This is a genomic window from Modestobacter sp. SSW1-42, from assembly GCF_046635825.1.
In the GTDB taxonomy this organism is placed as follows: Bacteria; Actinomycetota; Actinomycetes; order Mycobacteriales; family Geodermatophilaceae; genus Modestobacter.
In genome coordinates, this window is sequence record NZ_JBISCA010000006.1 from 15,601 (window position 1) to 40,655 (window position 25,055).

Annotated in this window: 21 protein-coding genes; 3 read left to right on the forward strand and 18 right to left on the reverse strand. The window is 74.3% G+C overall.

The features are described 5' to 3' along the window. Positions 1-172 precede the first annotated feature (172 nt). Positions 173-1,363 carry an AAA family ATPase gene (locus tag ACGBYP_RS19345; protein ID WP_411586776.1) on the forward strand — a complete coding sequence of 397 codons (1,191 nt, stop codon included), beginning with the start codon at positions 173-175 and terminating at the stop codon, positions 1,361-1,363. 50 nt (positions 1,364-1,413) lie between these two features. Then, the gene (locus ACGBYP_RS19350; RefSeq protein ID WP_411586777.1) at positions 1,414-2,349 is read left to right on the forward strand and encodes an alpha/beta fold hydrolase; all 936 of its coding nucleotides are present in this window, start codon (positions 1,414-1,416) and stop codon (positions 2,347-2,349) included. A 7-nt stretch (positions 2,350-2,356) separates the two neighbouring features. On the opposite strand, the gene ACGBYP_RS19355 is transcribed toward ACGBYP_RS19350, so the two are convergent. The 10 genes from ACGBYP_RS19355 to ACGBYP_RS19400 form a co-directional block, all read right to left on the reverse strand. After that, positions 2,357-4,066 (reverse strand): SpoIIE family protein phosphatase, encoded by a 1,710-nt coding sequence (locus ACGBYP_RS19355; RefSeq protein ID WP_411586778.1) that lies wholly within the window; start codon positions 4,064-4,066, stop codon positions 2,357-2,359. Between the two features lie 99 nt (positions 4,067-4,165). After that, positions 4,166-5,578, reverse strand: a complete 1,413-nt coding sequence (locus ACGBYP_RS19360) for a cation:dicarboxylate symporter family transporter (protein WP_411586780.1) — start codon at positions 5,576-5,578, stop codon at positions 4,166-4,168. A gap of 180 nt (positions 5,579-5,758) precedes the next feature. Further along, a complete protein-coding gene (locus ACGBYP_RS19365) occupies positions 5,759-6,247 on the reverse strand; it encodes a hypothetical protein (RefSeq protein WP_411586781.1) in 489 nt (162 codons plus the stop codon). Further along, positions 6,244-6,606, reverse strand: a complete 363-nt coding sequence (locus ACGBYP_RS19370) for a response regulator (protein WP_411586782.1) — start codon at positions 6,604-6,606, stop codon at positions 6,244-6,246. Before ACGBYP_RS19370 ends, ACGBYP_RS19365 begins: the two co-directional genes overlap by 4 nt. Continuing rightward, entirely contained in the window at positions 6,603-7,106 is a 504-nt protein-coding gene (locus ACGBYP_RS19375; RefSeq protein WP_411586784.1) for a chemotaxis protein CheX, read from the reverse strand. Before ACGBYP_RS19375 ends, ACGBYP_RS19370 begins: the two co-directional genes overlap by 4 nt. Next, positions 7,103-7,486: a response regulator gene (locus ACGBYP_RS19380; protein ID WP_411586786.1), complete on the reverse strand. Its 384-nt coding sequence runs from the start codon at positions 7,484-7,486 to the stop codon at positions 7,103-7,105. Before ACGBYP_RS19380 ends, ACGBYP_RS19375 begins: the two co-directional genes overlap by 4 nt. Positions 7,487-7,488: 2 nt before the next feature. Next, entirely contained in the window at positions 7,489-8,313 is an 825-nt protein-coding gene (locus tag ACGBYP_RS19385; protein WP_411586788.1) for a CheR family methyltransferase, read from the reverse strand. Next, on the reverse strand, positions 8,310-9,434 hold the full coding sequence (locus ACGBYP_RS19390; RefSeq protein ID WP_411586790.1) for a protein-glutamate methylesterase/protein-glutamine glutaminase: 1,125 nt from the start codon (positions 9,432-9,434) through the stop codon (positions 8,310-8,312). Before ACGBYP_RS19390 ends, ACGBYP_RS19385 begins: the two co-directional genes overlap by 4 nt. 126 nt (positions 9,435-9,560) lie before the next feature. Further along, on the reverse strand, positions 9,561-10,475 hold the full coding sequence (locus tag ACGBYP_RS19395) for a hypothetical protein (RefSeq protein WP_411586792.1): 915 nt from the start codon (positions 10,473-10,475) through the stop codon (positions 9,561-9,563). 167 nt (positions 10,476-10,642) lie between these two features. Continuing rightward, entirely contained in the window at positions 10,643-11,029 is a 387-nt protein-coding gene (locus tag ACGBYP_RS19400) for an ArsR/SmtB family transcription factor (protein ID WP_411586794.1), read from the reverse strand. An 88-nt stretch (positions 11,030-11,117) separates the two neighbouring features. Here ACGBYP_RS19400 and ACGBYP_RS19405 point away from each other — a divergent pair, with 88 nt between their 5' ends. Then, positions 11,118-12,824 (forward strand): SpoIIE family protein phosphatase, encoded by a 1,707-nt coding sequence (locus ACGBYP_RS19405; RefSeq protein ID WP_411586796.1) that lies wholly within the window; start codon positions 11,118-11,120, stop codon positions 12,822-12,824. Between the two features lie 7 nt (positions 12,825-12,831). Here the strand turns inward: ACGBYP_RS19405 and ACGBYP_RS19410 are convergent, their stop codons facing one another. From ACGBYP_RS19410 to ACGBYP_RS19445, 8 genes are all read right to left on the reverse strand, one after another. Further along, the gene (locus ACGBYP_RS19410; protein ID WP_411586798.1) at positions 12,832-13,257 is read right to left on the reverse strand and encodes a hypothetical protein; all 426 of its coding nucleotides are present in this window, start codon (positions 13,255-13,257) and stop codon (positions 12,832-12,834) included. 61 nt (positions 13,258-13,318) lie between these two features. Next, positions 13,319-14,506: a PP2C family protein-serine/threonine phosphatase gene (locus ACGBYP_RS19415; protein WP_411586800.1), complete on the reverse strand. Its 1,188-nt coding sequence runs from the start codon at positions 14,504-14,506 to the stop codon at positions 13,319-13,321. A 52-nt stretch (positions 14,507-14,558) separates the two neighbouring features. Then, the gene (locus ACGBYP_RS19420) at positions 14,559-16,163 is read right to left on the reverse strand and encodes a methyl-accepting chemotaxis protein (RefSeq protein WP_411586801.1); all 1,605 of its coding nucleotides are present in this window, start codon (positions 16,161-16,163) and stop codon (positions 14,559-14,561) included. Positions 16,164-16,407: 244 nt separating this feature from the next. After that, the gene (locus ACGBYP_RS19425) at positions 16,408-18,018 is read right to left on the reverse strand and encodes a methyl-accepting chemotaxis protein (protein WP_411586804.1); all 1,611 of its coding nucleotides are present in this window, start codon (positions 18,016-18,018) and stop codon (positions 16,408-16,410) included. Positions 18,019-18,255: 237 nt separating this feature from the next. Next, a complete protein-coding gene (locus tag ACGBYP_RS19430; RefSeq protein WP_411586806.1) occupies positions 18,256-19,851 on the reverse strand; it encodes a methyl-accepting chemotaxis protein in 1,596 nt (531 codons plus the stop codon). 310 nt (positions 19,852-20,161) lie between these two features. Continuing rightward, positions 20,162-21,769: a methyl-accepting chemotaxis protein gene (locus ACGBYP_RS19435; RefSeq protein ID WP_411586808.1), complete on the reverse strand. Its 1,608-nt coding sequence runs from the start codon at positions 21,767-21,769 to the stop codon at positions 20,162-20,164. Between the two features lie 318 nt (positions 21,770-22,087). Continuing rightward, positions 22,088-22,540, reverse strand: coding sequence for a chemotaxis protein CheW (locus tag ACGBYP_RS19440; RefSeq protein WP_411586809.1), 453 nt, complete (start codon positions 22,538-22,540; stop codon positions 22,088-22,090). Between the two features lies 1 nt (position 22,541). Beyond that, positions 22,542-24,959 (reverse strand): chemotaxis protein CheA, encoded by a 2,418-nt coding sequence (locus ACGBYP_RS19445; protein ID WP_411586811.1) that lies wholly within the window; start codon positions 24,957-24,959, stop codon positions 22,542-22,544. Positions 24,960-25,055 lie beyond the last annotated feature (96 nt).

The window sequence follows — 25,055 nt, forward strand, 5'->3', positions numbered from 1 at the left end:
GATGCTGCCGCTCTCTAGCGCTGTCTAGTTCTATGTGAAGAGAGTGCGAGAACCGACACGAGACCCGGCCCGCACGGCGTCCCCTTGACCCCGGGCGCCGTGCGGAGCTGCTCGATCAGGAGTTCTACCCCGTTCTAGCGCCGGGGCTAGACACCCGCATAACCTGCTCACCGTGGACCCCGTCCGGAACCCCTACGCACCCGGCGCGGGGCAGCGCCCGCCCGAGCTGGCCGGCCGGGACACCGAGCTCTCGGCGTTCGACGTCGTCCTCGAGCGGATCGCCCGCGGGCGGCCGGAGCGCTCGCTGGTGCTCACCGGCCTGCGCGGCGTCGGCAAGACGGTGCTGCTCAACCAGCTGCGCTCGGCCGCCATCAGCTGCGGCTGGGGCACCGGGAAGATCGAGGCGCGGCCCGACCAGTCGCTGCGCCGCCCGCTGTCGGCCGCGCTGCACATGGCGCTGCGCGAGCTGCGGCACCCCGACCAGGAGTCCACCGACGCCGTCCTGGGCACGCTGAAGGCCTTCGCCCAGCGCCAGGCGCCCGCCGACGCGAAGGTGCGCGACCGCTGGCAGCCGGGCATCGACGTCCCGGCCACCACCGGCCGGGCCGACTCCGGCGACATGGAGATCGACCTGGTCGAGCTGCTGAGCGACGTCGCCGGCATCGCCGCCGACGTCGGCAAGGGCGTGGCGCTGTTCATCGACGAGATGCAGGACGTGCAGGCCGACGACGTGTCGGCCATCTGCGCCGCCTGCCACGAGCTGTCCCAGCAGGGCGCCCCGCTGATCGTCGTCGGCGCCGGGCTCCCCCACCTGCCCGCGGTGCTGTCGGCGTCGAAGAGCTACTCCGAGCGGCTGTTCCGCTACCTGCGGATCGACCGACTCGAGCGCGACGCCGCCGACCGCGCGCTGCTCGCCCCGGCCGAGCGCGAGGACGTCACCTTCGAGCCGGCCGCGCTCGACGCCCTCTACGACGCCGCCGACGGCTACCCCTACTTCGTGCAGGCCTACGGCAAGGTCACCTGGGACGTCGCCGCCTCCTCCCCCATCACCGCCGCCGACGTCGCGATGGGGGCGCCGGCCGCCGAGGCCGAGCTGGCGGTCGGCTTCTTCGGCTCCCGCTACGACCGCGCCACCCCCGCCGAGCGGGAGTACATGCACGCCATGGCCGAGCTCGGCGGCCCCACCGGCGCGGCCGTCGGGACGTCGGACGTCGCGGTGACCCTGGGTCGCAAGCCCGCCTCGCTCTCCCCCGCCCGCGACTCGCTGATCAAGAAGGGCCTGGTCTACTCCGCCGAGCGCGGCCAGATCGCCTTCACCGTCCCGCACTTCGGCCGCTACCTGCTCCGGCACGCTCCCGAGTGAGCCACCCGGTTCCCCGTGCGACAACCGGGTGACCGGGGCAGGGTGACGCCGTGAGCACCGCTGCCGAGGTCCGGATGCCCGAGGAGATCACCGTCCCGGTGGCCGGGGGTGACCTGGCGGCGCTGTACTGGGCCGCCGACGCGCCCGCCGCCCCGCTGGTCGCGCTCCTGCACGGCATCACCAGCAACGCGATGGTCTGGGCGCCGGTGGCCTCCGCGCTCGCCGGCGGCTGCCAGGTCGTCGCCCCCGACCTGCGTGGCCGCGGCCGCAGCGCCGGGCTCCCGGGCCCCTACGGGCTGGGCGCGCACGCCGCCGACGTCGCGGCACTGCTGGAGGCCTTCGGCGCCGACGGCGGGTCCGGCGCCGACGTCACCGTGCTGGTCGGCCACTCGATGGGCGGCTTCGTCGCCACCCTGGCCACCACCGGCACCGCCCGCGGCCTGGTGCACGGGCTGGTGCTCGTCGACGGCGGGCTGCCCTTCCCCGTCCCCCCGGCCGCCGACAATGACGACATGCTGGCCGCCTTCCTGGGCCCCACCCTGGACCGGCTGGGCGCCACGTTCCCCGACGAGGCGGCGGTGCGCTCGTTCTGGGCCGACCACCCCACCGTGGGCCCGTGGGTCGACGACCCGGCCGTCGCGGCGTTCCTGGCCCGCGACCTCACCGGCACCGGGCCGCAGCTGCGCAGCGTCGTCTCCCTCGAGGCGGTCCGGGTCGACGGCGCGGACATGCTGCGCAACGAGGCGGTGCTGGAGGCCACCACCGACCTGCCGGTGCCGGCGACCCTGCTGTGGGCGACCCGCGGCATGGACGGCGGCGCCCCCGGGCTCTACGACGAGGTGCGGCTGGCCGGCCTGGGGCTGGCCGGCGCCCACGTCACCGCCCGCGAGGTGCCCGACACCGACCACGACTCGCTGCTGTGGAGCCCGCAGGGCGTCGCCGCGGTCGCGGCCGCGGTGCGGGAGGCCGCGGTCCGCACCGACTGAGCGCGGGTCAGCGCCTCTTGGGGTGCGCCCGGACGGCGAGCAGGGCGACGTCGTCCTCGGCGCCGTCGGCGAGCAGCTCGGCCAGCAGGCCGTCACACAGGTCCGGCAGCGGCTCGCCGGCCCGCGCGGCGACCGCGTCGCGCAGCCGGGCCCGGCCGGCGTCCAGGTCGGCGTGGCGGCGCTCGAACAGCCCGTCGGTGAACAGCAGCAGGGTCGACCCCGGCAGCAGGTCGACCGCGCCGTCGGCGCGCTCCCCCGGCCAGTCGGTGCCCAGCGGGGGCCCGACCGGCGCGTCCAGGTCGACCACCGTGCCGTCGGGCTGCACGAGCACCGGCGCCGGGTGGCCGGCCGTGGCCCAGTGCAGCCGGCGGCGCCCGGCCGCGCGGTCGGCGTCGTCCTGCTCGATCCGGCCGACCAGCGCGGTGGCCAGCGGCGCGACGCCGAGCCCCGCGACGGCGCGGTCGGCGCGGCCCAGGACCTGCGCGGGGCGCTCCTGCCGGTCGTAGGCGATCGCCCGGACCGTCGTCTTCAGCTGCCCCATGGTGGCGGCGGCCTCCAGGTCGTGGCCGACCACGTCGCCGATGACCAGCACGGTGTCGCCGTCGGGCTGCTGGAAGGAGTCGTACCAGTCGCCGCCGATGGCGACCCCCTTCGTCGCCGGCCGGTAGCGGACGGCGATCTCCAGGTGGTCGGGCTGCACGGGGTCCGACAGCAGGCTGCGCTGCAGCCGCTCGGCGACCCGCACCTGCGCTCCGGCCAGCCGCGCGTTGTCCAGCGCGAGCGCCGCCCGGACGGAGGCCACAGCGGCGGTGCTCAGCTCGAGGTCGGTGAACGGGCCTCGTTCGGGGCCGTTGACCAGGGTGAGCGCGCCGAACAGCTCCCCCCGGGCGATGAGCGGGTAGACCGCCACCGCGCTGGGCCGCAGCTCGCGCACCGCCGCCAGCGCCCGGGCGTCGGCGACCATCGACCGCATCGCCTCGTCGGTGAGCTGCTGGATCACCACGGGCTCGCCGTTGCGCAGCGAGGTGGGCACCGGCGCGTTGGGCCGGTTGGTGCGCACCCGCAGGTCGGCGTACCGGTCGACGGCGGGCTGCTGCGCGGGGTCGCGGTGCGCCCGGCCGACGTCGCGGCGGACGCCGTCCTCGACCACGGAGACCAGGCACCAGTCGGCCAGGGTGGGCACGACCCGGTCGGCGAAGCGGTGCACCGCCTCCTCGACGTCGAGGGTGGAGGTCATCGCCTGGCTGACGTCACCGAGCAGCAGGAGGTGCCGGCCGGCCAGCGCGGCCTCGGCGGCGGCCTCCGCGGCGCGGGCGGCCTCCTCCTCGCGGGCGGCGGCGGCCTCCTCGCGGGCCTGCTCGGTGCGCCGGCGGGCGGTGACGTCGTCGTAGGTGACGACCAGGCCACCGTCGGTGCGGAAGGCGTCGACCTGGAACACCACGTCCAGCGGGGCGAACCAGGCCTCGAAGCTCGCCGGCTCCCCGGTCTCGGCGACGTGCCGGTAGCTGCGCTCGAACTCGCTGCCGCGGGCCTCGGGGAACTCGTCCCACACGACCCGGCCGACCAGGTCGTCGACGGTGCGGCCCAGCAGCGCGGCCCCGGAGGGGTTGATGTAGCTGAACCGCCAGGCGTCGTCGAGCACGAAGAGCGGGCGCGCCATCCCCTGCACCGCCCGCACGAGCAGGTCGGTGGGCGCCGGGGCGCCGGTGGCGGTCATCAGGACACTCTGCACCATCACCCGCCCCCGGACGGCGATGCCGCCCCGGGACGCCGCCGCGGACCACCCGGCCGGGTGACCGCACGGCGGCGGCCCCGGTCAGCGGGGGGAGGGCGTCTCCCCGGTGTCCTTGGCCCCGCTGGCGGCGGCCAGGCCGCGGTCGTCGCCGTGCCCGGAGTCGACCATCGTCGCCTCGTCGAAGGGGCGGTCACCGGCCAGGACGGCGTCCATCTGCTCCCGGTCGAGCTCCCTGGTCCAGTGGGCGACCAGCACCGTGGCGATCGCGTTGCCGGAGAAGTTGGTGACCGCGCGCGCCTCGGACATGAACCGGTCGATGCCCACGATCAGGCCGACGCCGTCGAGCAGCTCCGGCCGGTGCGAGGACAGGCCACCGGCCAGCGTCGCCAGGCCCGCGCCGGTCACGCCGGCGGCGCCCTTCGAGGCGATGATCATGAACACCAGCAGGCCGATCTGCTCACCGATCGACAGCGGGTCGCCCAGCGCCTCGGCGATGAACAGCGAGGCCATCGTCAGGTAGATGGCCGTGCCGTCGAGGTTGAACGAGTAGCCGGTCGGCACCACGATGCCGGCCACGGGCTTGGAGACCCCGACGTGCTCCATCTTGGCGATGAGCCGGGGCAGGGCGGTCTCCGACGAGGAGGTGGAGACGATGAGCAGGAACTCCCGGCCCAGGTACTTGAGCAGCTTCCAGACGTTGACCCGGGCGAAGACCCACAGCACCGCGCCGAGGATGCCGAAGACGAAGATCAGGCAGGTCGCGTAGAAGCCGAGCATGAGCACCGCGAGGCTCTTCAGCGCGTCGACGCCGGTGGCGCCCACGACGGCGGCGATGGCGCCGAAGGCACCGAGCGGCGCCACCCACATGATCATCGACAGCACCTTGAAGACCAGCCGCTGGAAGTGGCCGATCCCGCGCAGCAGCGGCTCGCCCGCCGTGCCCATCGACTGGATGGCGAACCCGACCAGCAGGGCCACCAGCAGCGCCTGCAGCACCGAGCCGTCGGTCAGCGCCGAGACCAGCGTCTCGGGGATCAGCCCCAGGATGAAGTCGGTGGTGCCGCCCTCGCCCTCGGCGGTCTCGGCCAGCGTCTGACCGCGTGCCCGCAGCTCCTCGGAGAGCTGGAGGCCGTCGCCGGGGTGCAGCAGGTTGCCCACGACCAGCCCGATGGTCAGGGCGAAGGTGGACATCAGGATGAAGTAGCCCAGCGCCAGGCCGCCGACCTTGCCCACCTGGGCGGCCTTCCGGATCGAGCCGATGCCCAGCACGATGGTGCAGAAGATGACCGGGGCGATCAGCATCTTGATCAGGTTGACGAAGGCGTCGCCCAGCCACTTGAGGCCGACGGCGAAGTCGGGGAACACCAGTCCGACGACGATGCCCAGGGCGACCGCGGCGATCACCGACAGGTAGAGCCAATGGGTGCGGTCGCGCCGGCGGCTGGGCGTGCCGGTGTCAGCGCCGCCGTCCCCGGACGTGCTGCGTGTGGCCATGGTCGGATCTCCCTGCGCAGGTCGTGGATGTGCCGGGAGATCATCGCGCGGACCGGGCGGCCCGGCTCGGCCGGGGTGTGACGGCGGACACGAGGCCGGGGACGACGAGGACCCGGGGAGCGGGGCGGCTGCCCTGCTCCCCGGGTCCCGGGGTCGTGCGGTGGTGCGGTGCCGCTGGGGTCAGTGCGCGAGCACGATCGACAGCGAGCCCTTGCCGTACCCGGCCACGTCGACGGTGAGGTCGATGCGGTTGAACGCGGCGGCCAGCCCGGCGATGTCACCGGGGAGCGCCTCGCCGGGCGCGTAGAGCTTGTAGAGCTTCGAGTGGGTGATGCCGCCGCCGTTGAACAGCGCCGCCATCACGTTGACCACCTCGTACAGCACCTCCAGGTGCATGTCCGAGAGCTCGCCCTCGTCGATGGCGTCCTCGAGCCCGCCCTTGGGGAGCAGCGCGAAGGCGCCGGCGCACCAGGCGGCCAGGGGGACGTCCACCAGGACCAGCGCGGTGGTGGCCATGGTCGGGTCGACGTAGACGGCCACGGCCGGCTTGTCGTTGAGCGAGATCGGGTCGCCGTTGCCGACCGTGACGTCCTTGCCGATCAGGCCCTCGACCAGGTCCCGGACGTCCTTGGGGTTGGGCAGCAGCGCGGGGGCGGTGGGGGCGCTCACGCGATGACCCCGTCCAGCGCGTCGCGGAAGGTGTCCTCGGTGAAGGGCTTGGCGATGAGGAACAGGGCGCCGGCGTTGGCCGCCTTGTCCCGCATCTCCGGCGAGCCCTCCGAGGTCACGAAGCCGAAGGGCACCTGCGAGCCCGACGCCCGCAGCGCCTCGAGGCACTCGATGCCGGTCATCTCCGGCATGTTCCAGTCGGACAGGACCAGGTCCGGCTGCTCGGAGCCGACCATCTCGAAGGCCTCGCGGCCGTTCTCGGCCTGGATGATGTCGTGGTCGTCGTACCCGGCCTGACGCAGGGTGCGGATGACGATCTGCCGCATGACTCGGCTGTCGTCGGTCACCAGGATCTTCACTGCTGCGGCACCTCGTTCCGCTCGGTGTGCGGCGCCCCGGTGGCGCCCTGCACGGTGATGGTCAGGGACTGACCGCGCCACTGACCGGTGACGCGGACGACGTCGTCGAGCCGCCCGGTCGAGGGCGCGGACCCGATCTGGGGCAGCCCGAGGGCCGAGGGCCCGGGCAGCACGGACTTGATGTTGCCGCCGAGCACGTTGGCCAGCTCCCCCAGCGCGTCGGCGACGTCCTCGTCGTCCACGACCGTGGGCGGGCGGGTCATCAGGACGCACTCGGTGAGCGCGGCCGCGGTGGCCGGGGCGCAGGTGACGACGACGGCGCCGTCCCACGGGCCGGAGATCGTCACCCAGGCGCTGACGACCTCGGCCGGCGGGGCGACGGGCACCGGCACGAAGGCCTCGCCGTCGCCGACCAGCGAGGGCCAGACCTCGTCGGCGATGCTCTGCACCGTCGCGACGTCCAGCAGCTCGGAGATCAGCTGGGCTTCCTGCAGTGTCACGCGGACACCTCCTCGGGGAGCAGGCCGAGCAGCGCGAGCTTGTCCCGCATCGCGTCGGCGGTGAAGGGCTTGATCAGGTACTCGTGGGCACCGGCGGCCAGCGCCTTGACGATCTGGCCGGTCTCGCTCTCGGTGGTGACCATCATCAGCGTCACCTGCCGGTACGCCGGGTTCGCGCGGACGGACATGACGAACTGCAGGCCGTCCATCACCGGCATGTTCCAGTCGATGCAGCAGAGGTCGGGGGTGAACCCCTCCTCCAGCACGTCGAGGGCCTGGCGGCCGTCGCCGGCCTCGCGGACCTCGTAGCCGAAGTCCTTGAGGATCGTGCCGACGATGCGCCGCATGGCGCGAGAGTCGTCGATCACCAGAGCACGCATGGTCAGGCTCCCTTCCGGGGTCGGTAGGCGGAGCCGCGGCCGAGGACGACCCGCTCCCAGTTGTCGTCGACCCCGAGGGTCGTCTCGGCGGCGCCGAGGAACAGCCACCCGTCGGGGCGCATGATCTGCCGCACGCGGTTCAAGATCCCCTGCTTGGTGGCCAGGTCGAAGTAGATGAGGACGTTGCGCAGGTAGACCACGTCGAACGGGCCCATCCGCGGCAGGGGTGCCGCGAGGTTGCACTCGCTGGCGGTCACCATCCGGCGCAGCGCCGGGGCGATCTCCCACTCGTTGCCGGCGCGGGCGAAGTGCCGCACCAGCATCGAGGCGGGCAGGCCGCGGTTGACCTCCAGCTGGCTGAACCGGCCGGCGCGGGTGCGCTCGACCATCTGCCGGGAGAGGTCGGTGGCGGTGATCGACACCCGCGTCGCGGCGTTGGGCAGCGCGTCGGACAGCAGCATCGCCAGCGTGTACGCCTCCTGCCCGCTGGAGCAGGCCGCCGACCAGATCTGCAGCCGCTCGTCGGGACGGCGGGCGGCCAGCAGCTGCGGGAGCACCGTGCTGGTGAAGGAGGTGAACGGGTCGCCGTCCCGGAACCACGACGTCTCGTTCGTGGTCAGCGCCTCCACGATCCGGCGGGTGACCGCCGGGTCGGGGGTCTTGCGGACGGACTCGACCAGCTCGCTGACGCCGGACAGGCCGCGCTGCTGGGCCATCGGGAGCAGCCGGGCCTCGACCAGGTACTCCTTGCCGGGCTGCAGGACGATCGCACTCTCGCGGTGCACCAGTTGGCGCACCCAGTCGAAGCTCGTGGCGGTCAGGGTCATCGGATGCCTCCCATCGGAACGGCGGCGCGGCCGGCGGCGAACGAGGCGCCGGGTCGCGGGGTGGGCAGGAGCCGGGTGATCGCCTCGGCGACCCGGCCGAGCGGCAGGACCTCGTCGGCGAACCCGGCCTGGGTGACGGCGCCGGGCATGCCCCAGACGACGGAGGTGGCCTGGTCCTGGGCGACGACGCTGCCGCCGGCGTCCCGGATGAGGCCGGCGCCGATGCGGCCGTCGGAGCCCATGCCGGTGAGCACGACGCCCAGCACGGCGCCGTCGTAGGCGGCGACGGCGGAGCGGAACAGCACGTCGACGGCCGGGCGGCAGAAGTTCTCCGGCGGCGCCTGGTTGAGCGCAGTGCGCTTGCTGGCGCCGCTGGTGCCCACGGTCAGGTGGAAGTCACCGGGGGCGATGTGCACGGTGCCCGGCGCCAGCAGCGTGCCGTCGACGGCCTCGACCACGTCGAGCGCGCACAGCCGGTCCAGCCGCTGGGCGAACTGGCGGGTGAAGACCGGGGGCATGTGCTGCACCAGCAGGACCGGCACCGGCAGGGTGGCCGGCAGCAGCGGCAGCACCTTGGTCAGCGCCTCGGGCCCGCCGGTGGAGGAGCCGATGACCAGGACGGCGGGGGCCTTGGGGGCGCGGGTGCGGGCCACCGGCGGGCGCACCGCGACCGGCGCGGCGGCCGCCGGCGCGGCAGCGGCCGCGGACAGCGGGCGGCCGGTGAGCGCCTTGATCTTGGGGACCAGCTGCTCGCGCACGCTCTCCATCGACTGCGCGACGCTGCCGACGTTGGCCGGCTTGGTGACGTAGTCGTTCGCGCCGGCGCTCAGCGCGTCCAGCGTGGCGGAGGCGCCGCGCTCGGTGAGCGTGCTGAACATGATGATCGGCACCCGGTTGCGGGTGGCCCGGATGGCCCGGACGGCCTCGATGCCGTTCATGTCCGGCATCTCGATGTCCATCGTGACCAGGTCGGGCTTGAGCTGCTCGAGCTTGGCCACGGCCAGCCGGCCGTTGGGCGCGGTCCCGACGACGTTGATCATCGGGTCCGCGGAGAGCACGTCGGTCACGATCTTGCGGACGACGACGGAGTCGTCGACGACCATCACCTTGATCTGTTCCACGCGTTCCCCCGCAGCCGTAGGTACCGGCCGGTGGGCCGCTCCCTCCCTGTATCGGCACGGGGTGCCGGGGCTTGAGCGGATTCCTGCGTGTGCTGCAGATCCGGGGGGACGCAACCCCCCGAGGGGTCAGCTGCCCTGCGGCAGCGCGCGCCCGGTGACCGACGTCCACGGCGCGCCGAGCACGGTGAGCGACTCCTCGTCGAGCAGGTCGGCCATGGCCAGCCCCTGCACGCAGCCGGCCAGGGCGTTCCAGACGCCCTCCGCGCCGTCGCGCGCGGAGAACCCGCCCTCGACGAAGGCCGCGACCGTCATCAGCTGGGCGGCGGCCAGGGTGCGGGTGCGCCCGGAGACGTGCGCGGCCCAGGCGGCACCGTGCATCGCCGCGGCCCAGGGGCGCCGCTGCGCCCGGCCGGCGTCGACGGCGGCCCGCCAGCGGCGGCGGTCCCCCTCGCCGGCGCCGCGCACCGCGTCCAGCAGCTCCGCGAGGCCCCCGGCCATCGGCCCGAGATCCGGCCGCGGGCCGGGCTCCCAGGCGGTGCCGGTGGCGTAGGGGCCGGTCAGCTCCCGGCGGGTCGGGGCGTCGAGCGCCTCCGAGGCCCACCAGCCGGTGGCGGCGTCGGCCAGGACGTCGGCGGCCAGCGCCGCGACCGCGGGGTCGCAGTCGGCGACGACGGAGTGCTCCGGGCCCAGGACGTCGTCCCGGACGAGGCGCTCGAGGGCCGGGGTGTTGCCGATCGTGCTGCGCTCCAGGAGCGTGACCAGCTTCGCGGAGCGGTCGTCGAGGTCCCCGGTGGGCTCGGCCATGTCCCGCAGCTGGGGGACGCCGGCGGCGGCGAGCTCGTGCGCGCGGCGGGCCCGGACGGCCAGCGCGGCGCGCTCGGCGTCGGGGCGGCCGGCCGCCGGGTGGGCGCCGGCCAGCCGGTGCAGGGTGCCGGCGTCGGCGCCGAGGCCGGTCAGCAGGACGTCGGCCACCTGCGCGCCGCCGGGCAGTCGGACCAGGTCGAAGCCGAGCGTCGCTGCGCTGACCAGGGAGTAGGGCACGTCGCCTCCAGGGAAGTGGTGCGACGAGCGTGCGGCCCCGCCGCCACCCACCGCCACGCCTCGATCACCCGCTCGCGGGACAGCGAACGGGGAGCGCCGCGCGTTCCTGACCGACGGGCAGTGCCCGGTGACAGCGTGTTCCAACCACTGTCACCCGGTCGGTGCCCTCAGGCGGTGCGGGCACCGCGGGCGGCGTCCGCCAGCGCGACGGCGTCATCCGCGCCGTCGAGGGCCTCCAGCAGCGCCTGCCCCTGGCGCAGGTGGGCGGTGAGCATCCGCCGGGCGACCGCGAGCAGCTCGGCGGTCTGCGGGTCGCAGAGCGTGCAGATGACGTTGCTGCCCGACCGGCGGCTGTCGACGACCCCGGCCCGGCGCAGCACGCCCACCTGCTGCGACAGGTGCGACAGCTCCAGCCCGGTGGCCGCGGCCAGCTCGCCCACCGTGCGGTCGGACTCGGCCAGCAGCTCCAGCACCCGGATGCGCGCCGGGTGGGCCAGGGCCTTGAACAGGTCGGCCTTGGCCTCGGCGAGTGGCCGGCCCGGGGTGAACGGCATGAGCCGAGCATAGGGCGGCCCGGTAGCGTTCCGATCACTTGATGAAGTCGTCAAGTCATCGAACGATCGAACACGCTGATGAGGTGCGATGGCCCGCTGGTGGCGGACGGACGACGAGGGCGCGGACGCCGACGCCCAGACGCTGGAGACGATGCCCATCGGGCTCGTCGAGCTGGACACCGAGTGGACCGTCCGGTTCGTCAACGCCGCCGCCGGGTCGATGCTCGGCGTCTCCCGGGAGGAGCTGGTCGGCCGGTCGTACTGGGAGGCCTACCCGGCCAACGTCGACAACGACTTCGGCCGGGCCTACCGCCGCGCCGTGTCCTCCCGCCGGCCGCAGACGGTGGAGGCGTTCTACCCGGAGCCGCTGAACCAGTGGTACGAGGTGCAGGCCGTCCCGACCACCCAGGGGCTGTGGCTCTACTTCTCCGAGGTCACCGCCCGCCGCGCCGCGGTGGAGCGGCTGGCCCTGCTGGCCCGGGTCAGCGACGAGCTGGTGGGCACCCTGGACGCCCCGGCGGCCGTGGGCCGGATCGCCCGGCTGCTGGTGCCGGCGCTGGCCAGCTGGGCCACGGTCGCCCTGCTCGGCGAGGACGGCAGCCTCACCGACGCCGGCGGGGCGCACGCCGACCCCGCCTCCACCTCACTGGTGCGGCGGTACGCGGCGGCCGCGCTCGAGTCCTCCCCCGCCACCGCCCCGCTGCTGCGCGCCGTCGCGACCGGCCTGCCGGTCTCCCTCGCCGGCGGTGAGCTGGCCGGCCCGGCGCTGGGCAGCGTGGCCACCGGCCGGGCCCGCGAGGTGCTGCGGTTGCTGGCGCCCGAGCACCTCACCGTGCTGCCGGTGCGGGGCCCCGACCGGGTGCTGGGCGCGCTCGTGCTCGGCCACGACCGGCACCGGGCGGTCGACCCGGCCGACCTGGCCACCGCCACCGAGGTCGCCGACCGGGCCGGGCTCGCGCTGGACAACGCCCGGCTGTACGAGCAGCAGCGGCAGCTGGCCCAGGAGCTGCAGCGCAGCATGCTCACCGCCCCGCCGGAGCCCGACCACGCCGAGATCGTGGTGCGCTACCTGCCGGCCGCGCAGGCCGCCCGGGTCGGCGGCGACTGGTACGACGCGTTCGTCCAGCCCGACGGCGCGACCACGCTGGTGATCGGCGACGTGGTCGGGCACGACACGGCGGCCGCGGCGTCGATGGGCCAGCTGCGCAGCATGCTGCGCGGGATCGCCGTCACCGGCGACGCCGGCCCGGCGCAGCTCCTGGGCCAGCTGGACGCCGCGATGACGCAGTTGCAGCTGCACACCTACGCGACCGTGGCGCTGGCCCGGTTCGAGCAGGGCGTGGACGACCTGGCGCGCGGCGTCACCCGGATGCGGTGGGCCAACGCCGGACACCCGCCGCCGCTGGTCGTCCACCCCGACGGCACGGTCGCCGAGCTCGCCACCTGGCGCGGCGACCTCATGCTCGGCGTCGACCCCACCGCGCAGCGCAGCGAGTCGGTGATCAGCCTGGACCGGGGGACGACGGTGCTGCTGTACACCGACGGGCTCATCGAGCGCCGCGACTCGGTGCTCGACGACGGCATGGACCTGCTCCGGGCCGCCGCCGCCCGGCTCGCCGGCCGGCCGCTGCAGGAGCTGTGCGACCAGCTGATCGACCAGCTGGTGCACACCACCCCCGACGACGACGTCGCCCTGGTCGCCATCCGGCTGCACCCGCAGGACCGTCCGCGCCCGGCCGAGGCCGGCCCCCGCGTCGTCCCGCCGACGGCCGGGCCCGACCCCGCCGACGGCTGAGGGCGGCTCAGGAGGAGCGGCCGCCGGCGGTCAGGGTGACCACGACGCCGCCCCGCTCGTCCTCGGTCACCGTCTCCTCGGGCTCGGTGACCACGACCAGGCCCAGCCGCGCGGCGGCCCGGTCGAGGGCGACGCGGGCCCGGTCGCGGACCACCCCCCGCTCCCCCGCCGACACCTGCCAGGCGCCGGGCGGGACGACGAGCCCGACGGTGACCGACCGCAGCGGCGCGTCCCCCCGCGGGCCCAGCAGGGCCGCGAGCTCCTCCTGCAGCGCCAGCACCCGCTCTGCCCGGACCCGCAGCGGGTCCGGGCCGGGGCGCAGCTGCAGCGGCACCCCGGGCACGTCCTGCCCGGCCCGGCGGGCGGCGTCGCCGAGCGCGGCGACGGCGTCCCCGAGGTCGGAGGTCAGCCGCGCGAGCTCGTCCAGGTCCACGGGCGGGGAGCCTAGACCTTCGCGGTTTACAACGTAAACCGCGAAGGTCTGGAGGAGACCGCTACAGCTGGAGCTGTCGCTCGTCGCCGGTCCGCCACTCGAGCAGGACGATGCTGGCGTCGTCCTGGAGGTGGTCGGCCTGGTGGACGAGCACGTGGCGCATCAGCCGCCGCAGCGTCTCGGGGGCGGTGTCGCCGTCCGCGTCGGCCCGCCGGACGAAGTCGGCGAGCCGCTCCTCGCCGAAGTACTCGCCCTCGGGGGAACGGGCCTCGACGATGCCGTCGGTGTACAGCACCACCCGGTCGCCGACCCGGAGCTGGAACTCGCACACGTCGGGCTTGCGGTTCTGCAGCCCCAGTGGGGGGTGCGGCCGGCACGGGCCCGGGTGGACCAGGGCGCCGTCGCGCACGACGAGCGGGTCGGGGTGCCCGGCGTTGACCCAGCGCAGCTGCCCGGTGTCCAGGTGCAGGCGGGCGATCGCGGCGGTCGCGAAGCGGCTGCCGGTGAACTGCTCGGCGATCACCGCGTTGACTGCGGCCGCGACGTCGGGCAGGTCCCGGTTCTCCCGGCGGGCGTGCCTGTAGGCCCCGACGGCCGCCATGGCCAGCAGCGCCGCGGGCAGCCCGTGCCCCACCGCGTCGAGCACCATCAGGTCGGCCGTGGGCCCGTTGACCGCGTAGTCGAAGGTGTCCCCGCCGATGTCGTAGGCCGGCTCGAGCGCCCCGGCGATCACCACGCGGTCGGAGGCGAAGGTCAGCGGGGGGAGCAGGTCCCACTGGATCTCGGCGGCCAGGCTCATCGTCCGGCGCCGGCGGAGCTGGGCGAAGATGTCGGTGTAGCCGTCGTTGACCACGACCAGCTCGGCGATGAGACCGACGTAGGACAGCAGGTCGTCCTGCACCTCCGGGGTGACCCGGTCGACGACGAACTCCACCACCCCGAGCCGCTCGACGCCGTCGAGCAGCGGGACCCACAGCCGGTGCCCCGCGGAGTGCCCGGGCGACGGGACCACCTCGACGCGGCGGAACGCCCGGCCGCCCAGCGACCCCTCGACGCTGAGCTCCTGCCGCTCCGGGACCCCCTCCCCGCGCAGTGGCTGCAGCAGGAGCTGCTCGTAGTCCACCAGGTAGACGACCGTCTCCCGGGCGCCCAGCGCCCGCCCGTGCGCGGCGACCGCGGCGGAGAGCTGGTCGGGCGCCAGCAGGTGGATGTCGCGCAGCAGCGACCGGAGCGGGTCGGGAGACGTCACGGGCGGCCACTGTCCCAGACGTGCCGTCGCCCGACCTCGCACCGGGGCGCGGTCAGAAGGTGAACCGGGTGACGCTGCCCCGCAGGTCGCTGGCCATCCGGGACAGCTCGTCGACCGCCAGCCGGGTCTGGCCCAGCGCCGAGGTGGTCGCCGACGCCGCGGCCGACACCCCGGTGATGTTGGTGGCGATCTCGGTGGAGCCGTCGGCGGCCTCCTGCACCGACCGGGACATCTCGCTGGTGGTCGCGGTCTGCTCCTCGACCGCGCTGGCGATGGTCAGCTGGAAGTCGTTGATCTGCCCGATCACGCCCGAGATGCCGCCGATCGCCGCGATGGCCCGGGTGGTGTCGGCCTGGATGGCCTCCACGCGGCGGGCGATGTCCTCGGTGGCCTTCGCCGTCTCCTGGGCCAGCTCCTTGACCTCGTTGGCCACGACCGCGAAGCCCTTGCCCGCCTCCCCGGCCCGGGCGGCCTCGATGGTGGCGTTGAGCGCCAGCAGGTTGGTCTGCTCGGCGATCGAGGTGATGGTCTTGACCACCGCGCCGATCTCCTTGGAGCTGGCGCCGAGCGCGGTGATGGTCTCGGTCGTGGTCTCGGCCTCCCCCACCGCCTGGGCGGCGACCCGGGCCGCCTCGTTGGCGTTCTGGCTGATCTCGCGGATGGAGGCGCCCATCTGCTCCGCGCCGGCGGCGACGGTGGCCACGTTGCGGGACACCTCGTCGGCGGCCGCGCTCACGACGCCGGACTGCGCGGAGGTCTCCTGCGCCGAGCCCGAGATCTGCGCCGCGGACGCCGACAGCTCCTCGGCGGAGGCGGCGACCGCGTCGGCGGAGGTCACCACCGAGGTCATCACCGAGCGCAGCCCGGTCATCGCGTCGTCCAGCGCTGCCGCCGTCCGGCCGACCTCGTCACCCGAGCGGACGTCGGCGGTGCGGGTGAGGTCGCCGACGGCCAGGCCCTCCGCGGCGTGCTGCACCCGCTGCAGGCCGGCGGTGATCCGCCGGGCGATGAGCACGCCGACGGCCAGGGCGATCGCGGCCCCGGCGGCCACGGCGCCGAGCAGCACCCAGCGGGTGCGCTCGTAGGAGGCCGTGGCCTCGGCGGCGCTGGCTGCGGCGTTCTCCTGGCGCAGCGCGGCCAGCTGGTCGAGGTCGGCGACGATCGACTCCGCGATCGGGGCGACCTGGGCGTCCCGCACGGCCGCCCAGGCGGCGAGGTCGCCGCTGTCGGCGAGGGCGTCCAGCGCCGGCAGCGCCGCCTTGTACTCGTTGAGGCTGGCCAGCGCGCCGTCGATCAGCTCACGGCTCTGCGCGGTCGGGTGGGTGGAGAGGTAGTGCGAGGCGGCCCGGGCCAGCAGGCTGAACGCCTGCTGCCGGTCGCCCATGTACCGCTGCCGGGCCGCGGAGTCGGTGGCCACGGCGTAGTTCACCGAGGACAGCCGCAGGGCGTACAGCTCGGCGCGCACCGCCTCCACGTCGACGGTGCCGACCAGCTCGTCGCGGTACATCCGCTCGGTCGCGTCGGCCGACCCGCGCAGGCTGGTCAGCCCCACGAGACCCACACCGACGGCCACCAGGACCGCCAGGGCCACCGCCGAGAGGATCTTGCCCAGGATGCCGCGGACGCGGAACCGGGCGAAGAGGGACGGTGCGCTCACGGGGGTGCCTCCTGGGGCAGGTGGTGCCGGTGGGACCGGCGGTGACGGGATGGATCGTGGGGCAGCGCGGGCGCCGCCGGACCGCTCCCGACCGGCGTGTCGGGGCGTCGACCTGCAAGAAGACCGGTGACCGCCGCCCTCTGACGACGAGTCGACACGGGCCGGTGACCGCACCGGGCCCCGGACACGACGACGGCGGCCGCCGCACCCCGGGAGGAGGTGCGACGGCCGCCGTGGTGGCTGGTCAGTACGTGAAGCGGGCCACGCTCCCCCGCAGGTCGCTGGCCATCCGGGACAGCTCGTCGACGGCCTGGCGGGTCTGGCCCAGCGCCTGGGTGGTCGAGCCGGCCGCGGTGGAGACGCCGGTGATGTTGGTGGCGATCTCGGTGGAGCCGCCGGCGGCCTCCTGCACCGAGCGCGACATCTCGTTCGTCGTCGCGGTCTGCTCCTCCACCGCGCTGGCGATGGTCAGCTGGAAGTCGTTGATCGAGCCGATGATCTCCGAGATCCGGCCGATCGCCGCCACGGCACCGCTGGTGTCGCCCTGGATCGCCTCCACCCGGCGGGCGATGTCCTCGGTGGCCCGCGCGGTCTCCTGGGCCAGCTCCTTCACCTCGTTGGCGACCACGGCGAAGCCCTTGCCCGCCTCACCGGCCCGCGCGGCCTCGATGGTCGCGTTGAGCGCCAGCAGGTTCGTCTGCTCGGCGATCGAGGTGATCACCTTGACCACGTTGCCGATCTCCCGGGAGGAGTCGCCCAGCTTGACCACCGTGGCGTTGGTGGTCTCGGCCTCGGCGACGGCCTGCGCGGCCACGCGGGCGGCCTCGTTGGCGTTCTGGCTGATCTCCCGGATCGAGGCGCCCATCTCCTCCGCGCCGGCGGCGACGGTCGCCACGCTGCGGGAGACCTCCTCGGCGGCGGCGGACACCACGCTGGACTGCGCGGCGGTCTCCTCGGCCGAGGACGAGATCTGCGCGGAGGAGGCGGACAGCTCCTCGGAGGCGGCGGCGACCGCGTCGGAGGAGGCGGCGACGGCGCTCATGACCTGGCGCAGGTTGCCGACGGCGTCGTCCAGGGCGCGGCCCATCGTGCCGAGCTCGTCGCGGGTGGTGAGCCCGCTGCTGCGGGTCAGGTCGCCGGCGGCGAGGCCCTCGACGACGTCGCGCACCCGCTGGGTGGCCCGGGCGACCCCGTTCGCGACGAACCAGCCGAGCAGCAGCGCCAGGGCCATGCCCACGAGCAGGACGGCGAGGACGAGCGTGCGCGCCGAGGAGGCGGCGCCGGCGGCCTCGGCAGCCGCCTCGGCGGCCAGCTGGTTCTCGGCCGCGCGCAGCTCACCGAGCACCGCGGTGGCGTCGGTCAGCAGCAGGTTGCCGTTGTTGGCCGTGACCCAGCCGGGCACGTCGTTGGCCAGCGCCAGCGGGGCGAGGGTCGTCTGCGAGAAGTCCTGCCAGTCGTCGACCAGGCCGCCGGCCTCCGCCGCGAGGGCCCGACGGTCGGCGTCCACCTCGAGGCCCGTGTAGACGCTCTCGTCCTCCTCGTAGGAGGTGAGGATCCCGGGGATCTGGTCCAGCGCCTGCTGCGTGTCGGCCGGGGTCTGGGCGAGGGCGGCGTTGCGCGACACGACCCGGAGCTGCTGCAGGTCGTCGACCATGTCCCCGACGACGGCGACGGCCGCGAAGTGGTTCTCGACGAGGTCCTCGCTGTTGGCCGCACCCTCGTTCAGCGACTGGATGCCGACGACCCCGATGCAGGTGCCCGCCACGGCGGCCGCGCCGACCGCGGCGAGCACCTTGGTCCGGACACTGCGGTCGCCCCACGGGGAGCCGGATCGAGCGAGCGGGTTACCGGACATGGGTCTCTCCAGGGAGTGGGGTGGGGAAGGGTCGATCAGGTGGGGGAATGGGTCTGCCGCGTCTTCGGCAGCGAGCTGCTCCCGTCGTTCCGGAACCATCGTGTACCGGACGGGAATGGCACGCCCCAGTGGTGGGGACGTGTCGCACAGGAGGGGCGAGAAAGGACGGCGACCGTTCCGGTCCGCCCCTTTGTCGACAATCCCGGAGAATGGTCGACGGCGGGGCGGCCGGTGCGGTCAGTACGTGAAGGTCGCGACGCTGCCGCGCAGGTCGCTGGCCATCCGGGACAGCTCGTCCACGGCCAGCCGGGTCTGCCCGAGCGCCTGGGTCGTGGCGGAGGCGGCCGCCGAGACGCCGGTGATGTTGGTGGCGATCTCGGTGGAGCCGCCGGCGGCCTCCTGCACCGACCGGGACATCTCGCTGGTGGTGGCGGTCTGCTCCTCCACCGCGCTGGCGATGGTCAGCTGGAAGTCGTTGATCTGCCCGATCACGCCCGAGATGCCGCCGATCGCGGTCACCGCGCGCGTGGTGTCGGCCTGGATGGCCTCCACGCGGCGGGCGATGTCCTCGGTCGCCCGAGCGGTCTCCTGGGCCAGCTCCTTGACCTCGTTGGCCACGACCGCGAAGCCCTTGCCCGCCTCGCCGGCGCGGGCGGCCTCGATGGTCGCGTTGAGCGCCAGCAGGTTCGTCTGCTCGGCGATGCTGGTGATGGCCTTGACCACCGCGCCGATCTCCTGGCTCGAGGTGCCCAGCGCCTGGATGGTCTCCGTCGTCGTCTGCGCCTCGACGACCGCCTGCGAGGCGACCCGGGTCGCCTCGTTGACGCTCTGGCTGATCTCGCGGATCGCCGAGCCCATCTCGTCGGCGCCGGCGGCCACCGTCGCGACGTTGCGGGAGACCTCCTCGGCGGCCGAGGAGACCACCGCCGACTGCGCGGAGGTCTCGTCGGCCGAGGCGGAGATCTCCGCCGCCGACGCCGACAGCTCCTCCGACGCCGCCGCCACCGCGTCCGAGGACGCCGCGACCGCGGCCACGACGGCGCACAGGTGCTGCTGGGCGGTGCGCAGCTCGGCGGCCATCCGGCCCACCTCGTCCTGCGCCGTCACGCCGGAGTCGACGGTGAGGTCGCCGGTGGCCATGGCGGCCAGGGAGGCCTGCACGCGGCCGAGCGGGCGGGCCAGCGAGCGCTGGGTGAGCAGGCAGATGCCGGCGATGACCAGCAGGCCGGCGAGGGCGGTGAGCAGCCCCAGCCGGGAGGCGCGGTCGATCGCGGCCTGCACCTCGGCGTCGGCGGCGTCCGAGGCGGCGTCCAGCACGTCCTTGGCCTCGCTGACGGCGGCGTCGGAGACGTCGTTGGCGGCCTGGACCTCCTCGTACCGGAGCCGGGCGCCGGCCTGGTCGGCGACGGCGCCGTCGGTGAAGGCACGCAGCGCAGTGGTGTAGGTCGCGAAGGTGTCCTGCAGGCCGACGACGGCGGTGGCGGCCTCCCCGGCGAGCGGCAGCCGGCCCAGCTCGTCCAGCAGGCCCTCGGCGGTCGCGCTGTCGTCCTGCAGGTCGGTCAGCTGCTCGCGCGGGTCGGGGCTGACCAGCGCCTTGAGCCCGTCGACCTTCAGCTCGCTGGCGCGGGTGTCCAGCTGCAGCACCAGCGCCTCAGCGTCCCCGACGGCGGTCCGGGTCCCGCTGGCCTCGCGCACGGTCGCGTTGGAGGTGAGGAGGGCGGCGAGCAGGGCGCCGAAGGCCAGGACGACGACGCCGAGCAGGACGCCGAACTTGACCGCGAGCGGGCGGCCGGCGAACCAGGCGAGCGGGCCGGTGGGTGCGGAGGAGCGCATGACGGGTCTCCAGGGCGGCGACGGGTCCCCGGTCCGGGGATGGACGGCGGGAGAGGGGAGGGCCGTCGTCCGCCGTTCACCGTGCGGTCGTCGGTTCTTTCCCGAACACCACTCTGGGGCATGCGAGAACTGCCGTTACCGGTTTCTCCTGCGTGTCGCACCCGGCTCGCGAGAATGGTCGGCAACCCGTCCGGGAGGGTTCTTTGTCGACAATTCACCGACCATTCCGGGAACGCGCTCCGCACACACGACCGCGGCCGCCACTCCGCCCGGGGAAGGGGACGGAGCAGCGGCCGCGGGGGTCGGTGCGTCAGTAGGAGAAGCGGGCCACCGTGGTGCGCAGGTCGCTGGCCATGCGGGAGAGCTCGTCGACGGCCTGCCGGGTCTGGCCCAGCGCCTCGGTGGTGGACGAGGCGGCGGTGGAGACGCCGGTGATGTTGGTGGCGATCTCGGTGGAGCCGCCGGCGGCCTCCTGCACGGAGCGGGACATCTCGTTGGTGGTGGCCGTCTGCTCCTCGACGGCGCTGGCGATGGTCAGCTGGAAGTCGTTGATCGAGCCGATGATCTCCGAGATCCGGCCGATGGCGGTGACGGCGCCGCTGGTGTCGCCCTGGATGGTCTCGACCCGGCGGGTGATGTCCTCGGTGGCCCGGGCGGTGGCCTGGGCCAGCTCCTTGACCTCGTTGGCGACCACGGCGAAGCCCTTGCCGGCCTCCCCGGCGCGGGCGGCCTCGATGGTGGCGTTGAGCGCCAGCAGGTTGGTCTGCTCGGCGATCGAGGTGATCACCTTGACCACGTTGCCGATCTCGCGGGAGGAGTCACCGAGCTTGACGACGGTGGCGTTGGTGGTCTCGGCCTCGGCGACGGCCTGGGCGGCGACCCGGGCGGCCTCGTTGGCGTTCTGGCTGATCTCCCGGATGGAGGCGCCCATCTGCTCGGCACCGGCGGCGACGGTGGCGACGTTGCGGGAGACCTCCTCGGCGGCGGCCGAGACGACCCCGGACTGCGCCGAGGTCTCCTGGGCGGAGGAGGAGATCTGGGCCGAGGTGGCCGACAGCTGCTCGGAGGCGGCGGCGACCGCGTCGGAGGAGGCGACGACCGAGGCCATCACCGAGCGCAGGTTGGCCTGCGCGGCGGCCAGCGAGGCGGCCATCCGGCCGATCTCGTCCTGGTCGCGGACCTCGGGCACCACGGTCAGGTCGCCGGTGGCCATCGCCTCGACGGTGGCCTGCACCGAGCGGACGGTGGACAGCAGCCGGCGGATCATGAACACGCCGATCCCGGCGGCGAGGAGGACCCCGACCAGGGCCGTGAGCACCACGACGAGCACGGCGCGGTCGGCGGCGGCGGCGGCCTCGGCGTTGCGGGCCTGGGCCTGCGCGGACTGGGCGACGCCCTCGTCCTCGAGCGCCTGGGAGAAGTCACTGACGATCGGCGCGGCGACGTCCTTGTAGATGCGCCCGAAGCCCTCCAGGTCGCCGGCGTCGGCGGCCGGGACCATCTGCGTGCGGTTGAGCTCGACCAGCTTCTGGAACTCGGTCTGGAACGTCGCTGCGGCGGCCTGGTCGATGATGAAGGGGGTGTAGTCGGCGACCGCGGCCTTCAGGTCGGCCAGCTTCTCCTCGGCCTGCTCGGTGATCGCCGGCCGGTCGGCGGGGGTGTAGACGGGGTACTGCAGCACCCGCGAGCGGTAGGCGGCGACGGCGCGCTGCATGGCGGCCAGGTCGTTCAGCGGCCGGAGGTTCTCGGTGTAGATCTCCTCCTGCACGGCGTTCATGTCCCGCATGCGGGAGATCGACAGCACGTTGGTGCCGGCGACGACCACGACGAGCAGCGTCAGGACCGCACCGATCTTCAGACCCAGCGGCCGGTCGGTGAACCACCGGGTCCACCGGGCGGGGAGGGCGGCGTTGCTCATGGTCGGGCTCCTGGCTGACTGGGGTGATCGGTACGGGCCCGCGGACTGGGGCGAGGTGGAACGGCCCCCGGGTGCCGGCGGCGCGGCGGCGGGGGAGCGGTGCGGGTGGAGCGGTGGTGCCCCCACCCCCGGCTCACCGGGGGTGGAGACGGCCCCCTCGCAGGGCCCCGCCGCGAGCCTGCGAGCGGTGGGGGGCGAGGGTCAGGCCCCCTCGCAGGGCCCCGCCGCGAGCCTGCGAGCGGTGGGGGGCGAGGGTCAGGCCCCCTCGCAGGGCCCCGCCGCGAGCCTGCGAGCGGTGGGGGGCGAGGGGGTCCTTCCTCAGGTGCCGACGGCGCGGTTGACGTCGAGGGAGAGCAGGAGCTGGCCCGCCAGCTTGTAGGCGCCGCGGATCAGGTCGCGGGCGCTGCCGTCGAGGGTGTCCGGCGGGGCCTCGAAGTCGCGCACGTTGACGTCGACGACGTCGGCGATGCTGTCGACCAGCAGGCTGACGGCCTCGCCGTGCAGCCGGACGACGATCACGACGGGCTGCTCGCCGGCCGGGCGGGCCGGGCGGCCGAGCCGCTCGCGCAGCTCGATGGCGGTCACGACCTGACCGCGCAGGTTGATCAGCCCGGCGACGGCCGGCGGGGCCAGCGGCACCCGGGTGATGCTCTGGCTGCGCAGCACCTCCTGGACGTGTTCGACCTCCACGCCGTAGAGGTCGCCGTCCAGCCAGAAGGTCGCCAGCTGGCTGGTGGCGGGCACGGTGCGGGCGTCGGTGGCGGTGCTCACGTCAGACCTCCATCAGGTGGGAACCGGCACCGTCGAGGGCGCCGAAGGAGTCGGTGCCGGGCACCGGGTTGTAGAAGGCGGGGTCGGCGGCGAGGATCGCGGCCCGCACGTCGAGCAGCTCGGTGACCCGGTCGCCGATGACGGCCGAGCCCAGCAGGCCCAGGTCGTCGATGTCGCTGTGCACCGAGGCCTCTCCGTCGACGATGTCGAGGATCTCCTCGACCACGATGGCCACGCTGCGCCCGTGGTCGGCGTAGACGATGACCTCGAGGGTCTCCCGGTCGTCGTTGCCGAAGGCGCCCAGGTGCCGGTCGAGCCGGACGATCGGCAGGATCGCGCCGCGGTACTGCACGACCTCCCGCGAGCCGACCCGCTCGACGGTCTCGCTGCGCACCTGCTCGAGGCGGGTGACGGTGTCCAGCGGGATCGCGACCCGGCGGCCGCCGCCGATGGCGGCCAGCAGCATCCGCTGACGCTCCTGGGAGGCGATGGCGGCGGTGATCGCGGCGCGGGTCTCCTGGCGGTCGGCGGACTCGGCGCGCAGCGCCCGGCGGGCCAGCGCCTGCACGTCGAGGATCAGCGCCACGGCGCCGTCACCGAGCACGGTCGCCCCGGAGTACAGGCCGATCGCCTTGAGCTGGCTGCTGACCGCCTTGACGACGATCTCCTCGGTGTTGATCACGCGGTCGACCACCAGTCCGAAGCGGCGCCCTTCCGAGCGGAGGACGGCGATGACGACGTGGCCGTCGTGCCGGTCCGAGGGCAGGCCCAGGACGTCGGCCAGGCGCACGAGGGGGAGCAGCTCGCCGCGCAGCCGGTAGACCGACGCGCCGCCGACCTCCTCGACCGCGGCGGAGGCCTTCTCGGCGTCCAGGGCGACGAGCTCCTGCAGGCTGATCTGCGGGATCGCGTAGCGGTCGCCGGCGCACTCGATGGTCAGCGCCGGGACGATCGCCAGGGTCAGCGGGATGCGCAGCCGCATGCAGGTGCCGCGGCCCACGGTCGACTCGACCTCGATGGTGCCGCCGATGCCCTCGATGTTGGTCTTCACCACGTCCATGCCGACCCCGCGGCCGGAGACGTTGGTGACCGCGGCGGCGGTGGAGAAGCCGGGCGCGAAGATCAGCTGGAGCAGGTCCTGCGGGTTCATCCGGGCCAGCGCCTCGGGCGTGATGAGGCCCTTGCTGACCGCGCTGCGGCCGATCTTGGCCGGGTCGATGCCCGCGCCGTCGTCGGCGACCTCCACCACGACCTGGCCGCTCTCGTGCCGCGAGCGCAGCGTGAGCACGCCCTCGGGCGACTTGCCGGCGGCGATGCGGTCGGCGGTGGCCTCGATGCCGTGGTCGACGGAGTTGCGGACCAGGTGGGTCAACGGGTCCTTGACCGCCTCGAGCAGGGTCTTGTCCAGCTCGGTGTCCTTGCCCTCCATCTCCAGCCGGATGTTCTTGTGCAGCTGCAGACCGAGGTCGCGGACGACGCGGGGGAGCTTGGACCAGATGTGGTCGATGGGCTGCATGCGCGTCTTCATCGCGCTCTCCTGCAGCTCGCTGGCGATCAGGTTCAGCCGCTGCGAGGCGCGGATCAGGTCCTGGTCGTTCTGCCGGCCGACGTACTGGACGATCTGGTTGCGGGTGAGCACCAGCTCACCGACGAGCAGCATCAGGTTGTCCAGCAGGTCGACGTCGACCCGGATGGTGCTGTCGGCGACGCCGCGGGACTTCGGGCCGGCCTCCGCGGTGCCGGGCTCGGGCGCGAGCGGGGCGACGGGGGCGGCGGCCGCGGTCGGCGGGGCGACCGGTGGCGCGGAGGGCGCCTCGGCGACCGGGGCCGGCGCCACCGGGGCGGCGACCTGCTCGACCGCCGGCACCGGGGCCGGCGCCGGGACGGCGGCCTTGGCGCGGGAGGCCCGCTTGGCCGGGGCACGCTTGGCGGCGGGCTTCTTCACCCGGGCCTCGACGGCCTCCACGACGGCCTCGGCGGCGACGACGGCCTCGGCCGCCTCGACGACGGCCTCCTCGACGGCGGGGGTCGGGACGTCCTCGAGGGCGGCGGCGAGCACCGCGACGGTTTCGGCGACCTCGACGGTGCCCTCACCGCCGGAGGCCTCGATGGCGGCCAGCAGCGCCCGGATGATGTCGGTCATCATCAGCAGCGCGCTGGTGCGCGAGGGGGTCAGGTCCAGCGCGCCGTCGCGCAGCCGGGACAGCAGGTTCTCCCCGACGTGCGCGACCTCCTCGAGCCGGTTGAAGGCGAGGAACCCGCTGGTGCCCTTGATGGTGTGGATCGTGCGGAAGATGCTCGAGAGCCGCTCCCGCGACCGGGGGTCCTGCTCCAGGGCGACGAGGTCCTGGTCCAGCTGGTCCAGGTTCTCGTGGCTCTCCACGAGGAACTCCTCGACGATGTCGTCCAGACCGTCCACGCCTGCCTCTTCCCTTGGTGCGCCGTGCGGGCCTGCCCCGTCCGGTGATGGCTGTTTCGGCGCCCTCCGATCCACCTCAAGGTGAATGAAACGGAA